Raw genomic sequence first — 13,519 nt, 5'->3', positions numbered from 1 at the left:
ATGCCATCGTGGTGAAAGGATGGCAATGGGACTCACTTGTTCGACGCGTTTTCTTCACGCGAAGCGGTGCCCACTTCGCTTGAAAACGCCATCGCTAGCGCACGCGGCCCGACAGCCGCAACACGAACACCAGCACCTCGGCGACGGCCTTGTAGAGCTCGGCAGGGATCTCGTCGCCGAGCTCGACATTGGAGAGCGCGCCGGCCAGCACCTCGTTCTCCTCGATCGGGATGTCGTTGGCCCTGGCGACCTCGATGATCTTGGCGCCGATCGCGCCCTTGCCTTTCGCCACCACGCGCGGCGCGCCGGCATGGTCGTAGTGCAGTGCGACCGCGAGCTGGTTCGGCGCCTCGCTCATGATGCGCGGTCCAGGAAGTGGCCGGCGCGCGCGGGCGCAGGTTGCGGCGGACTGCCGTCGCGAATCTCGATATCGCCGGGCGTAAGCTCAGCCCTGGTCAGCGCCTGGCTCAGTTCGGAAGCGCCGGCGCGCAACTGCGCGGCGGTCGAGGGACGCTCGGCCCACATCCGCACCGAGGTGCGCTCGCCGTTCAGCGAGACCAGCGCGTGCACCGGACCGGCCGGCTCGACGTCGAGCGTGAAGCGCGCCCGCCACACCCGCTTGGCGGCTTCAACCTCATTACCGCCGCCGTCGCGGGAAATCTCGAACTGCGCCATCGCCGTGCCCTGCTGGGTCAGGAACGGAATCTCGAAATTCCAGCGCGGCACCATGGCGTCGAGCTGTGGGCGCGTGCCGTCGCCACGGTCCGGCAGCGAGGCGATCTGCAGCAGCGTCTGCCGCGCCAGCGCCGCGTCGGTGTTTTCCAAGAGGCGATGCGCGGCGGTCGAAAGCGGCGTGCCTGACGCAATCGATGGCTCGGCAACAGCCTGCGCCGCAGGCAGCGCGCCGTGAAACGGCGGTGGCGGCGTGCTGCCGCGTGCGGGCACATCGCCGGGCAGCATCTCCCGCGGCGCGGCGCCCTGCCGTGCCGGGTTGCCGAGCTCATGCAGCGCTTCCTGAATGAGATTGAGCGCGCCGCCGGATGACGGGCCGGCATCGAGCGCATCCGCGAGCGCGCCTGCGAGGTGGGTAGCGCCGCGGGTAAGGTCCTCGGCGACCGGCACGCGCGCCTGCGGCAGCAGGATCTCCTGAACCTCGAGCTCGGGCATCGCCGGCGGCACAATGCTCGGCGCCGTGCCGGTGCTGGTGAGCGCCGGTTGCTGCAGCGGTGTGGAGGCAGGCTTTGCGGCATCGCCGGCGCCGAGCGAGGTCAGCGCCTGGCGCAGCACGATCAGCGCGGCCTTCAGGTCGGGCACGCTGCCGCTCGTAGGTGCAACGCCCGAGGCCAGCGTCGCCTCCAGCAGCAGGCCGGATTTCTGGAAACCGGCCTTGACGGCATCGCCGCTCAAATTCTCGTTGAGGCCGGTCTGCTGCGCCAGCACCTGCGCGATCGCAGCCTGCAGCTTCGGCGGCAGATTGGCCGCGGCGACCGCCGCAAGATTGGCAAACAGCGGCGCCTGGCTGCCCTGCACGGCCGCTGCATGCTGCGCCGTCGCGGTGATGGTGATGCGCTCCAGCGGCGTCAACACCGCCTTCGGCGCCGTGGCGACGGGTTGCGGAGCGGCGGTGACGTTGGCCGCCGCCGGCGACAATTGCACGGCATCGCCCGTGTCGGCCCCCGGCCCGACCAGTTGCAGGCGGATGCCGTCGCTGGTCTGCGAGACCGCAAGCTGCAGGTTCTGGCCCTGCTGCAGCGGCACCTCGGTCTGGACGTCGATCGACAGGCTCGCGATCGCGATCCGCACCAGATCGGCGGACAGCACCTTCAGGACTTGCGCAGTGACGACGCTGCCGGCCTCCAGCGTGAGGTCCGGCGCAACACTGCCCGCCTCGTTCGAGGCAAGCACCGGCAGCACGGGATTGACGGCGAGTGCCATGTCGGAGGTCTCAGCCAGACGCGAGGGACGTGCCGCAGGCTAGCCCGGCGCCGTAAAGGTCTCGTTAACCGGCAGTCGGCCTGAACTCCCTCAGGACGCCGGCGGCGGCCTTGAAATCGACCTGCCGGGCGGCCCGGCGCGCCGCGACCTCCTCGTCAACGCCCCATTTCTCAATGTTCCAGTCCTCGTCGACATGGGCCGCGGCCCAGACCTGGTCCTCGTCGCGGACGCCATGGGCCAGCGCCAGCGCCAGCAGCGCCGAGCCGGTCAGCGTCGTCACCACATGGAGCGCCGCGACCGGCCAGGGATCGGTCGGGAACGCCGCGCGCGCCGCTTTGATCGCGGGCTCGGGCTGGCCGACATGCATGACCCCCTCGGCCATCACGAAATGGGCGCCGAGCGCATCGGCGGCCCAGAACAGGATCGGGTCCCAATGCTGGGCCTCGCGCGCCACCAGCGTCTCGGGATGGCCGGCGCGATAGAACAGCAGGTCGCTGCCGAGGAATTTGGCCGCATCGTCGGCGACCTCGTCGACGCGATCGATCACCCCTTCGATCACGCTGTTGGCCAGGCGCGTCAGCGGCATGGTCATGGGGTCGATGGTCTCGCCCTGCGCATTCCATTCGGCTGCGACCGCATCCGCAATGGCGCGGGTCGGCACCACGATCGGCTTGCCGGACGGCGAGCGGATCTGCTTGCCGTCGAGCGTGATCGAAAATCCGCCATCGGCCTCGGCCACGCCGGCGCTGGTGTAGAACCGCTTGCGCTGCGGCGTGCGGATGTGGCGCCGCACCGCCTCCTGCGGATCGAGCGGGGATTGTTCTGGGACGTCGTCAAAGAGTTCGCGCATCGCGCCGGCCGGCTTTCGTTCGGGAGGATTTCCCTGCAAGATACGTCAGCGGCAACGGCAACGGCAAATAAAGCTGATGGGACGCGTCCAAATCCTCGCAGGTTTTTCGCTGGTAGCGACGGTTTTCGGAGCCGCCGACGCCGGGTTCCGCACACCGGAATCGCTGATCCGCAACGTCTATGCTCATTACGGCCAAGGCACCGCCGCGTTTTCGAATGGCCTGCCGCGCGACGACGAAACAGCCCGGCAATTCTTCGATCCCAGCCTGCGCGGCGCCTGGACCGCCCTGCACGACGCACCGTACGATTTCCTGGTGCAGAGCCCGACCTGGCGGCTCGGCCCGATCTCGATCGCCATTCCGCGCCGGCAGTTCGACAGGACCGACATGACCGTCACGTTCGACAATGAGGGCCGCGCGGTCACGCTCAACTTCATCGTCGTCAACGGTCCCGACGGCTGGGTGATCGCGGACGTCGAGAGCCCGCACGATTCGTTGCGGATGTTTCTCGCGCAGTTCAGGCGCTAGCAGATTGCACTTGCGCGCCTGGCGCGAACAGATCAAGGCGGTCAAAATCGGCGAGACGCACCGGGGCTCAGGCGCCCCGGCCCGTCCTGTCATCACGTGCATCTATTTGTTGCGGTCACCACCAAGAAGATTCTTGTAGACCTTTCCATCTTTCATGATGACCAGGAAGTTCTTCGCCGGATCTTCGATTAGTTTGATGTTGTCGATCGGATTGCCATCGACCAGCAGAAGGTCGGCCAGCGCGCCTTCCTCCACCACGCCTAGCTTGCCTGGATAAGGATTTCGAGGCCCGGACAGACTGAGCAATTCGGCATTCGTCGATGTCGCCATGATGAGCGCTTCAGCCGGCGTGTACCATCGCGTGAGGGTCGTCAGCATGGCACCTTGCCGGTCAGCAAGTGCCTTCGAGAACAAGACGTCGGTACCGAATGCCGTCTTCAACTTGTACTTCTTCGCGAAGCCGTAGACCCTGTCGGTGCCGGCAACGACCTGCCGCATCTTGTCTTGCTCCGCGGGGCCGAGGGCACTGGCACCCGACAGATCGAGGAAGGGCTGAGTGCTCAGCCAAATTCCCTTTTCGGCCATCAGACGGGCCGACGCGTCGTCCATCAGGTGACCGTGCTCGATACACTTGACGCCCGCCGCGATCGATCGCTGGATCGCGACCGGCGTATAGGCGTGTACGGCGACGTAAGTGCCCCAGTTCTCGGCGGCTTCGACCGCGGCACGCAGCTCCGGTTCAGTGAACGTTGACACATCGATCGGACTGAACGGTGACGCCACCCCGCCGCCCGCCGTGAGCTTGACCTGCGTGGCGCCTTGCATGAGCTGCTCGCGCGCGCGGACGCGGACTTCATCCGGGCTGTCCGCAACCATGGCGCCGCCTATCCGCTCTATGCGGCTGAGCATGCCGCCGATCGTTCTGGGCAGATCGGACAGCTGCCGAAAGTCGCCATGGCCGCCGGTGATGGTGATCATGGCACCAGATGGATAGATGCGAGGACCGGCAACGAGGCCCTCGTCGATCGTCCGCTTGAGGGAAAAGGCCGGTCCGCCCATGTCGCGAACGGTGGTAAAGCCTCGCATGAGCGTGGCCGTCGCCTCCGCGGCCGCAAGAAGATTGGTGTAGCCGACGTCGCTGGCCAACACGGCCGCCGGCGTCGGGCGTACCAGCATCGCATGCCAATGCGCGTCGATCAGGCCGGGCATCAGCACTCGTCCGTCGCCGGCGATCGCCTGGGCGTCGGCTGTGATCGCCGCAGTCGAAATCGTCTCGATCTTGTTGTTCCGGATCAGCACATTGGAGGGTGCCGAGAGTGCGCCATTCCTGCCATCAAAAATGCGGACATTCTGGAACAGCACGCCGGCATCCTGCTGCGCTCGCGCCGGCGGCGAGCCAACGAGGCCCGTCCCAATCAACGCGATCAGTGCCGAAACGCAGAGGCTTTTGCTCAAACCTGACATGTCCACTCTCCGCCGATAAGGCATCGTTCGAGATCGTGATTGATCTGGCTGTGCGCGGGACCCGATGAAGGCTGATTGCAGCTCCTTGACGGCCTATTGAGCCGCTCCGGCGGCAGGCTGCAAAGCATAGGTCAGCCATCCCACGCCATGCGACAGCAGATCGATCCCCAGCAGCAGCCCGAGCACCCACAGCCCGGTTGCCGGAAACCCGGTCAGAATGACGAGGCCTGCCAGGACGCCAAACAATCCGGAGGCCAGCATGATCCAGCCGGACTGCTGCCAATGGCCGATGCCGACCAGCACGCGCACAATCCCGGAGACCAAAAGCAGAAGACCGAGAGCATAGGTCAGGACCAGCGCACTCGTCACCGGCTGGCTGAGAAGGACGATACCGCATGCGAGGTAGAGTGCCCCAAGCAGAAGCTGCCATACGAATCCGCCCCAGCCCTTGGTCCAGAAGGCGTGCAGGATTTCGAACGCGCCGGCGACGACGGCCGTCCAGCCGATGAAGATGGCGCTGATCACGGTGAAAAGCACGACATCCCCCAGGACCAGGAGGCCCGCGGCGATCATGACGAAACCAAGCAGAACGCACACCCATAATGGCGGACCAGGCAAGCCGCGGAGCATTGTGGAGCTGTTCTCATAGGTGGCCATGTCATCCTCCTTGATCCAAAGGCCGGCGGGGCCAACATCCAATCAGGCCGATCGCGCGCCCTCGCCAGTCGTTCCGTCGTCTGGTATTTCTCCCGGCCGGTAATTCGGCAGCCGCCCCGCGGGAATGACGGCAAGCAGCGCGAGGCCGGCCATGATCAGCAATCCGATCTTCAACGCCCGCAGGCGCGCTTCGGTGTTGACGCGGACCGCTTCCTCTACCTGCTGCGGCGTACCGCTGGTGCCCTCGAGCACGCTGCGCAACCGGTCATTGCTGACGAAGGTGATGTTGCCCAGATCGACCTGGCTCTGAAGCTCCTTGGTCACCATCGGACTGGCCGCGATCCTGCCGAGCGCGATCGTGCTCAAGAGACCGACGAGAAGAGCTCCGGCCACCGCGGTGCCAACCGCGGCCGCCAGATTCTGCGTGGTTCCGCGCAAAGACCCGACATCCCCCGCCAATTGCTTGGGCGAGGCCGTGACCAGAACGTTGAACAGCAGCGTCACCAGCGAGCCCTGGCCAATGCCGAACAGCACCAGCCCAAACAGAACGGGAATCTCACTCCAGTCGTTGCGCACGACGAACGCGAGCCATAGCAACGCGACGGTGCACAGGCCGAAGCCGAAGCGTCCGATCTGACGCGGCGTCAGTTTGTCGTAGAGATTGACGATCAGCATCGCCGATACAAAAACGGTCAGATTGAAGGGCATCATCGCGATTGCGGTCGCGATCGGCGAACGTCCCTGCACGATCTGGATGTAGAGCGGGACCGTAAAGTTCAAGGCGGCCTCGAGCGCCACGACCGCGAATAGCGCATAGACGGCACATCTCTCCTCCGGCGAGTCGATCACCTCCAACGCCAGCAGCGGCGTCTTCCCCGCCGCTTGTTGCCGATGCGTCCACATCAGGAATGCCTGCCCGAGCACAATGCCGAGCACGATCAGGATCGGTGCCGGCGAGACGCCCAGCAAATCGAACGGCGCGTTGGCGGTCGCCAGGATCACGCCCCAGCCGTTCAGATTGTTGAATCCGAAGCTGATGAAAATGATCGCGCTCGCGGCAAGGGCGACGCCGACCAGATCGATCTGAACATCCGGGCGCCCGCGGTCGGGCCGCAGGCGAAAACTCAGCGCGAAAGCGATCGCCGAGGCAGCGATGAGAATTGCAAACGCGGGGCGCCAGCCGATATAAGTGCCGAGCAGCCCACCGATGACAAATGCCAGCACGCCGGCGGCAGCCCGCGCCGAGCCAAGCGCACCAAGGGCCGTCGCCTGCTGGCGTCCGGCATAATTCTCGGCAATCAGCGCGACGAGCGAGGGCACGATCACCGCGCCCGCAGCGCCGCAAAGTGCCTGAGCGGAAATCATGACGGAGGCCGTGGGGCTGAACGTCATCGCGATCTGCGATATCAGGAAAAGCACGACGGCAGCACGAAAGACTTGCACCGCCCCGAACCTTTGGGCGAGCTTCGCGCCAAGCATCACGAACCCGGCCACCAGCATCGAGTAGGCCACAATTCCTGTCGCGACCGTGGTCGGTGGCACTCCGAAGCTCGCCACCATTCCCCCCATGGCAACCGGCAGCGACGCGACGTTGAACGACATGATCATCTGACCGAACGCAATCGCAATCATGGGTACCCATGATGCACGCTCCTCCTGCTGAATGTCGCCGATCGAGATTGCTTGCGTTGCCATCGCGTCCTCCAACCTGCCCGGCGTTGCGATCGACCGAGCTACAGCTCAACCGATCCTTGGTGCCTCTCGTCCGGTTGGGACACGAACAGATCCATGCCCAGTCTCTGCGACAGGAACTTCGCGGCGAGCTGCCCTCGCACGCTGTTGCCGGCCGCATCCAGTGGCGGCCCGAAGGCTCCGAAACCACCTTTTCCCGGAGCCACTGCGACGATGCCGCCGCCGATGCCGCTCTTGCCGGGCAGACCGATGTCGTACAGCCAGTCGCCCGACGTCTCGTACAATCCGGCAGTCACCATGACGGCCAGCGCATAATGGCAGACCGCCGCATCGACCACCCGCTGCCTGGTGACTGGATTGACCCCACCATCGGCCAGCGTCGCGCCCATCACCGCCAGATCCCTGGCGCTCACATTCAGGGAACACTGCCGGGTGTAAAGATCGGTCGCCTGCTCGGCGTCGCAGTAGATCCGGCCATAGCTCTCCAATAACCGCGCGATGCTTCGATTGCGAAAATTGGTCTTCGAGGCCGACGCATAGACTTCCTCGTTGAGCGAGAGCTTGCGGCCCGCGAAGCGCGAAAGGCCGTCATGAATGAACCGCCACTGCTCCTCCGTGCTCGAGCCCGGCACGAGGCTTGTGGTCGCGATCGCACCCGCATTCACCATCGGGTTGGTAGGCCCGGCTCCCCGCTCGATCGCCGCCAGCGAATTGAACGGCAGCCCGGTCGCATTGGCACCCAGTTTCGCCCGGGCCGCTTCAGGGCCGATCGCCTCGCACACCAGCGCGAACACGAATGGCTTCGATACACTCATGATCGAGAATCCGTAGTCGATATCGCCGGCGCCGTACACGCGTCCGCTGGTACCGGCCACGCAGACGCCGAACAGCTCACTCGGCACCCTGGCTAGCGCCGGATAGACCTGCGAATTATTCCCTTCGCTGTTCGACTTGAAGCGCAGGTGAGCTTGAGACACGAGCTCCTGCACCATCTCGGGTTCGGGCAGGCGCCCGGTCGAGATGAAAGGCCGCTCCGCTTGTTCCGCGATCGAAGGTGGCCACATTGGCGCTCCCTCCCGATTTGACCTTACTGTTTCAGGTCGTCTAGTCGGCAACCGAAAGTAGCGCCGAAAAAAACATCGAGTCAACGATCCGCTCTCAAAGCGTTTGCAATGTTTGCGCCGGTCCAGAACACTTTGTGACAAATGGGCGGGACGCATTGCATGTCGCGGAATTAAGGCGCGTTGCGAGATGCGATGCACCACTTCATCGACCCCCGCGATGTTCCAGCGCGGATAGGTCAGCAGGCTTTCCCAATCGCCAGATGCTCAATTGAATCAAAACAGAAGTCATCAGACCACCAGCGAGAGATTTCCATCGTTGGCGCTCGAGAGTACAGTCGTCGTGTGCGGATGTGAGCCCGCCGCTTGTCCAAGCAACACCGACCCGTGGCGATGGCGGCAATGACCGCATCACTTGAAGAGTGAGGTTGATCATGGTGGCGCGCGCAAGCGACGGACAGCTTCTGCTGGTAAAGAAGCTTGGTGGGCTTCTCGCTATCGTTCTCGGCTGCTTGTTGACGGCAGTGGGTTTGACGTTCGAATCCACCAGCACAACTGTTGTTGGCGTCCTGTTTCTTGTGCTCGGGGCGGTCCTGCTCGCGCTCAAGATTATGCGACGAAATCAAAGCGGTCCGTTTGGATAGCCAAACAGAAGCGCCCGTTCGACCGCTTTGAACCGGATCGCACCGCCTCCGGTCGCTGCCGCTTGCCTGTTCGGCGAACTGTTCGCCATCATGAGGTGAATGGCGTGACCGTCACGACGCGAGGCCCCACCGTCGTGAACGACGATATGGGCTCTACAAGTTGCCATGGCCGGCACGTCTCGCGCATCGGTAACGCGGGTCCATCAGTCCACGCCCTGCCCTCGTCCCGGCCGTTGGTGCAAGATCGCGAACAGGCGACAGGATCGGCGAGACCGGAAAAAAATATCTGACGGTTGGCTGCGCGTCCTGCTTTCTCCGCAATTCGGTCCGCGAATGGTGCATCCGATTGATCGCACAGCAGGTTTGAACGGCGCGCGCATTTCTGCGTCGAAGTGCCGCAAGAAGCTGTCATCTGCGTGTTAAGAAGCTGCCAGATTTCGGCAACAACGCGCGGCTAGCGTCCCGACACCAAACAGAAGCATTTGTCGACCATTGCGGTCGCAAGTCGTGGACTGACGTCACGCGTGGCGTCTGTGCGCGCTTGTGTGCCCGTGGCGGCGCATGGGCGGGGCGGCGTGGCACGACGACTTTCGACCGTTTGTTGTGCTATCGCCGCAGCTTGCCTCGGGCTTGCTGCGAGCGGCGCAATGGCGTGGCTCGGCGCAACGGGCCTGCAGGCTACGCCGCGCACGCAACAGGATGTTTGTGCCCGGCCCGAGCCCGGAAGCGCGATCGAGGAACCCGCCGAGTTGCGCAGCCGCGACGGTGTGCTCGAAACCGACCTCAGTATCCACGATCAGAAGCTGCCGGATGGCACCAGCCGCTATTGCTATCTGACGCCGGAGGGCAAGCCGTCGCCGACCTTGCGGCTGAAGCCGGGCGATCAGCTGGTCATCCATTTCAAGAACGACCTCGTCGACCTCGATACGGCAACGCCTGCGATCGACCGCCCGCTCGCCGGCGCGCCGATCTGCACGACGCGGAAACAAGCCGATGTTTGCCAGAGCGGCGCGATGACACCGATCTCGACCAATCTGCACTTCCACGGGCTGACGGTGCCGCCGGTCTGCCATCAGGATGACGTGCTGAAAACCTCGATCCAGCCCGACGACGCGCCGTTCGAATACCGGCTGCGCATTCCGGATGACGCGCCACCCGGCCTCTATTGGTATCACCCGCATCTGCACGGCTTCAGCAAGACGCAGGTGCTCGGCGGCGCCTCAGGCGCCATCATCATCGAAGGCATCGAGCGCGCCGATCCACAGCTCGCTGGCCTCCCCGAGCGCGTGCTCGTGATCCGCGACCAGGACCTCGTCAATCCCGACGCGCAGCCGTCGAAGTTCGAGCCGGTCATGACCAAGAGCCAGCTCGACAATGACGGCGACGTCGCCAACTCCGGCACAGGCTTCGGCAAGCCGTCGAAGGATCTCTCCGTCAACTTCGTGCCGGTGCCCTATCCGAACTATCCGCCGGCCCGGCTGACGATGAAACCCGGCGAGCGGCAGCTCTGGCGGGTGCTGAACGCGTCTGCGATCACCTATCTCAACCTCACGCTGCTGGTCGGCCGCACGCCGCAGCAGATCGGGATCGTCGGGCTCGATGGGGTACCGCTGCAATTTCAGGGCAGCCCCTCGCCGTCGGTGCAATGGGTCAACCATATCGGCCTGCCGCCGGGCTCGCGCGCCGAATTCATCGTCGAGGGACCGCCGGCCGGCAGCTCGGCGTTGCTGGTGACGCGCGCGGTCGACACCGGGCCCGCCGGCGAGAACGATCCCAACCGCGCGCTGGCGGCGATTACGTCTTCAGTCGATGCGAACGCACCGCAGGCCGCGCTGCCCGCTCACGCCGAGCCGCTGCCGCGCCCGGAGCGGCCGTGGGTCGGGACCGTCGCGCCGGTGCGCGTCAGGAAGCTGTTCTTCTCCGAGCAACCGGAGAACCCGAACGATCCGAACAGCCCGACCAAGTTCTTCATGACGCTCGACGGAGAGACGCCGAAACCATTCGATCCGCAATCGGACGTTCCCGACATCACCGTGAGGCAGGGCGACGTCGAGGACTGGATCATCGAGAACCGCTCGATGGAGCTGCATGATTTCCACATCCATCAGCTGCACTTTCAGCTGCTCGACTGGTCCGGCGTCGCAGTCAACGAGCCGTTCCTGCGCGATACCGTCAACGTCCCCTACTACAACAGCCGGATGCTGAAATATCCGAGCGTGCGCCTGCGCATGGATTTTCGCGATCCCAACATCGTCGGCACCTTCGTCTACCACTGCCACGTCCTCGAGCATGAGGACGGCGGCATGATGGGACGGATCAGGGTCGTGCCGCGCGACACCGCAAGTTCCACCAAGCCGCTCAACCAGCAAAAAGGAGAGCTTTAATGCGCGACAAGCACAGGTCCCGTTGGCTGCAAGGTTGCCGCCTTACCCTCAGCGCACTTGCGCTCGGTCAGTTCACCGCCGGCCCGGTGCTTGCGGAGGACTGGAATCATCACGGTGGACACGAGACCCGGTCGCCGATCAAGCACGTGATCGTCATCATCGGCGAGAACCGCAGCTTCGACCACGTGTTCGCGACCTACGTGCCTGAGCGGCGCGAGGAGAGCGTGTTCAACCTGCTCTCGCAGGGCATCGTCAAGCTCGATCAAAACAAGAATGCGATCCCCGGGCCCAACTTCGAAAAGGCGCATCAGCAGGCAGCGACCGATACCGGCCTGAACGATGCGTTCCTGCTGAGCCCGCCGAAGCAGAACTTCCCCAAGGATCAGTTGCCGGCACCGCTGGTCGGCGGCCCCAAGGTCTCCTACATCCCGAACAAATGCGGTAGCTCGCCGATCACCACCTGCGAGGCCTCGCTCGCGCTGGCGCAGCAGTCGGAATCCGGCCTGCCGTCCGAGTACTACCAGTTCCTCCTGAGCGGCGGCACCGGTCAGACCTCGCAGACCCCCGACCAGCGCATCACCAATGTCAGCGCGCTGCCGGCCGGACCGTTCCAGCTCACCAACACCGATGCGATGCCCTACGATTCCTATTCGGCAAGCCCGGTGCATCGCTTCTATCAGATGTGGCAGCAGCTGAACTGCAACCACTCGGCCGCCAGCCGCGACAATCCGTCGGGCTGCGGCGCCAATCTGTTCGCCTGGGTCGAAGTCACCGTCGGCGCCGGCGCCAACGGTGCGGCACAGCCCACCAACTTCTCCACGGACTATTCGCCGACGGCGACCACCACGGGCGAAGGCTCGACGGCGCTCGGCTTCTACAACGTGCAGAAGGGTGACGTGCCCTACTTCACCTCGCTCGCGCAGAAATATGCGATGAGCGACAACTTCCACCAGTCCGTCAATGGCGGCACCGGCGCCAACCACATCATGTTCGGTCATGCCGACATGCTCTACTTCAGCGACACCTACGGCAACGCCGCGGTGCCGCCGAACGGCACGCAGGTGTTCGGCGGCACGCCCGACGCCGGCATCGTGCATGAAATCGAGAATCCGAACCCGGCTTCCGGCACCAACAACTGGTACACCGAGGACGGCTACGGCGCCGGCGGCAATGGCGGCTTCCCGCCGCCCTTCCAGACCAGCCCGGTGTCGGGCGGCGGCTCTTACAGCGACTGCTCGGATCCGGGCCAGCCCGGCGTCAAGCCGATCCTGGACTATCTGAAGGGGATCCACATCAACGCGAACTGCGAGCCGGGCCATTACTATCTCTTGAACAACTACAATCCCGGCTACTTCGGCAACGGCAAGAACGCCTACACCGACACCAACCCGTCCAACACCCCGTTCACGATCCCGCCGTCGACCCGCAAGAGCATCGGCGACAGCCTGAACGAGCGGAACATCTCCTGGAAGTACTACGGCGACCAGTGGAATAACTACGTCAACGATCCCTACCAGCTCAACTGGGGCGTGGCCGGTCCGAACGCCGACGAATACTGCAACATCTGCAATCCGTTCCAGTACGACACCTCGATCATGTCGCACCCGGACCAGGTCGCAGCCCATATCAAGGACTCGGTTGATCTCTACTCCGACCTCTCCAAGCATTCGCTGCCGGCGGTCTCCATCGTCAAGCCGAGCGGCTTTACCGACGGTCACCCGTCGTCCTCCAAGCTGAACCTGTTCGAAGGCTTCGCCAAGAAGATCGTCGACCAGGTCCAGGCCTCGGACTATGCCAAGGACACCGCGATCTTCATCACCTTCGACGAAGGCGGCGGCTACTTCGACTCCGGCTATGTGCAGCCGCTCGACTATTTCGGTGACGGCACCCGTATTCCGCTGATCGTGGTGTCGCCGTTCGCGCGGCAAGGCCACATCTCGCATGAATATGCCGATCACGTCTCGATCATCAAGTTCATCGAGCGGAATTGGCGCCTGGAGCCGATCACGAACCGCAGCCGCGATAACTTCCCGAACCCGGTTGCGGCGCCCGGCAATCCCTATGTTCCTGTCAACAGCCCGGCGCTCAGCGATCTGTTCGACTTCTTCGACTTCGACGGCGGCGGCCATCACCATGGTGATGGCAACGATCAAGGCGGCAACTGGAACCACTGATCGCCGCACCTCGCGGCACAACGATCCGCCGGCCTGAAAGGCCGGCGGATTTCATTTGCGCCCAGCGGATGTCCATGGCCAGCGCGAGCCTGTAACGTGTCTTGTGACAGACCCCGCCTCCATGGAAATCCT

11 protein-coding genes are annotated in these 13,519 nt (G+C 64.3%); 4 read left to right on the top strand and 7 right to left on the bottom strand.

Translation table 11 applies throughout. The features are described from left to right. Window positions 1–94: 94 nt before the first annotated feature. From ACE10Z_RS20555 to ACE10Z_RS20545, 3 genes are all read right to left on the bottom strand, one after another. A complete protein-coding gene (locus ACE10Z_RS20555) occupies window positions 95–358 on the bottom strand; it encodes an EscU/YscU/HrcU family type III secretion system export apparatus switch protein (RefSeq protein ID WP_375789510.1) in 264 nt (87 codons plus the stop codon). Then, window positions 355–1,935: a flagellar hook-length control protein FliK gene (locus ACE10Z_RS20550; protein ID WP_375789509.1), complete on the bottom strand. Its 1,581-nt coding sequence runs from the start codon at window positions 1,933–1,935 to the stop codon at window positions 355–357. Before ACE10Z_RS20550 ends, ACE10Z_RS20555 begins: the two co-directional genes overlap by 4 nt. Before the next feature lie 64 nt (window positions 1,936–1,999). Beyond that, window positions 2,000–2,785 carry an ATP12 family chaperone protein gene (locus tag ACE10Z_RS20545; protein ID WP_375789508.1) on the bottom strand — a complete coding sequence of 262 codons (786 nt, stop codon included), beginning with the start codon at window positions 2,783–2,785 and terminating at the stop codon, window positions 2,000–2,002. A 76-nt stretch (window positions 2,786–2,861) separates the two neighbouring features. On the opposite strand from ACE10Z_RS20545, the gene ACE10Z_RS20540 reads away from it, so the two are divergent. Next, window positions 2,862–3,311: a hypothetical protein gene (locus ACE10Z_RS20540; RefSeq protein ID WP_375789507.1), complete on the top strand. Its 450-nt coding sequence runs from the start codon at window positions 2,862–2,864 to the stop codon at window positions 3,309–3,311. Window positions 3,312–3,413: 102 nt separating this feature from the next. Here ACE10Z_RS20540 and ACE10Z_RS20535 read toward each other — a convergent pair whose 3' ends face one another. The 4 genes from ACE10Z_RS20535 to glsA all read right to left on the bottom strand — a co-directional run bounded on the left by ACE10Z_RS20535 (window position 3,414) and on the right by glsA (window position 8,188). Then, a complete protein-coding gene (locus ACE10Z_RS20535) occupies window positions 3,414–4,775 on the bottom strand; it encodes an amidohydrolase family protein (RefSeq protein ID WP_375789506.1) in 1,362 nt (453 codons plus the stop codon). Window positions 4,776–4,868: 93 nt separating this feature from the next. Beyond that, a complete protein-coding gene (locus tag ACE10Z_RS20530; RefSeq protein WP_375789505.1) occupies window positions 4,869–5,432 on the bottom strand; it encodes an HdeD family acid-resistance protein in 564 nt (187 codons plus the stop codon). 42 nt (window positions 5,433–5,474) lie between these two features. Further along, on the bottom strand, window positions 5,475–7,127 hold the full coding sequence (locus ACE10Z_RS20525) for an MFS transporter (protein WP_375789504.1): 1,653 nt from the start codon (window positions 7,125–7,127) through the stop codon (window positions 5,475–5,477). A 38-nt stretch (window positions 7,128–7,165) separates the two neighbouring features. Continuing rightward, window positions 7,166–8,188: a glutaminase A gene (gene glsA, locus ACE10Z_RS20520; protein ID WP_375789503.1), complete on the bottom strand. Its 1,023-nt coding sequence runs from the start codon at window positions 8,186–8,188 to the stop codon at window positions 7,166–7,168. 431 nt (window positions 8,189–8,619) lie between these two features. Here glsA and ACE10Z_RS20515 point away from each other — a divergent pair, with 431 nt between their 5' ends. The 3 genes from ACE10Z_RS20515 (at window position 8,620) to ACE10Z_RS20505 (ending at window position 13,387) form a co-directional block, all read left to right on the top strand. Next, the gene (locus ACE10Z_RS20515) at window positions 8,620–8,829 is read left to right on the top strand and encodes a hypothetical protein (protein ID WP_375789502.1); all 210 of its coding nucleotides are present in this window, start codon (window positions 8,620–8,622) and stop codon (window positions 8,827–8,829) included. Between the two features lie 647 nt (window positions 8,830–9,476). Next, window positions 9,477–11,213 (top strand): multicopper oxidase family protein, encoded by a 1,737-nt coding sequence (locus ACE10Z_RS20510; protein WP_375789501.1) that lies wholly within the window; start codon window positions 9,477–9,479, stop codon window positions 11,211–11,213. Next, window positions 11,213–13,387, top strand: coding sequence for an alkaline phosphatase family protein (locus ACE10Z_RS20505; RefSeq protein WP_375789500.1), 2,175 nt, complete (start codon window positions 11,213–11,215; stop codon window positions 13,385–13,387). The genes ACE10Z_RS20510 and ACE10Z_RS20505 overlap by 1 nt, the downstream gene beginning before the upstream one ends. The last annotated feature ends 132 nt before the right edge of the window (window positions 13,388–13,519 follow it).

This window comes from Bradyrhizobium sp. Pha-3 (assembly GCF_042258615.1).
Classification (GTDB): domain Bacteria; phylum Pseudomonadota; class Alphaproteobacteria; order Rhizobiales; family Xanthobacteraceae; genus Bradyrhizobium.
The sequence above is the reverse complement of the archived record's forward strand: the minus strand, read 5'-3'. Positions and strand labels throughout refer to the sequence as shown.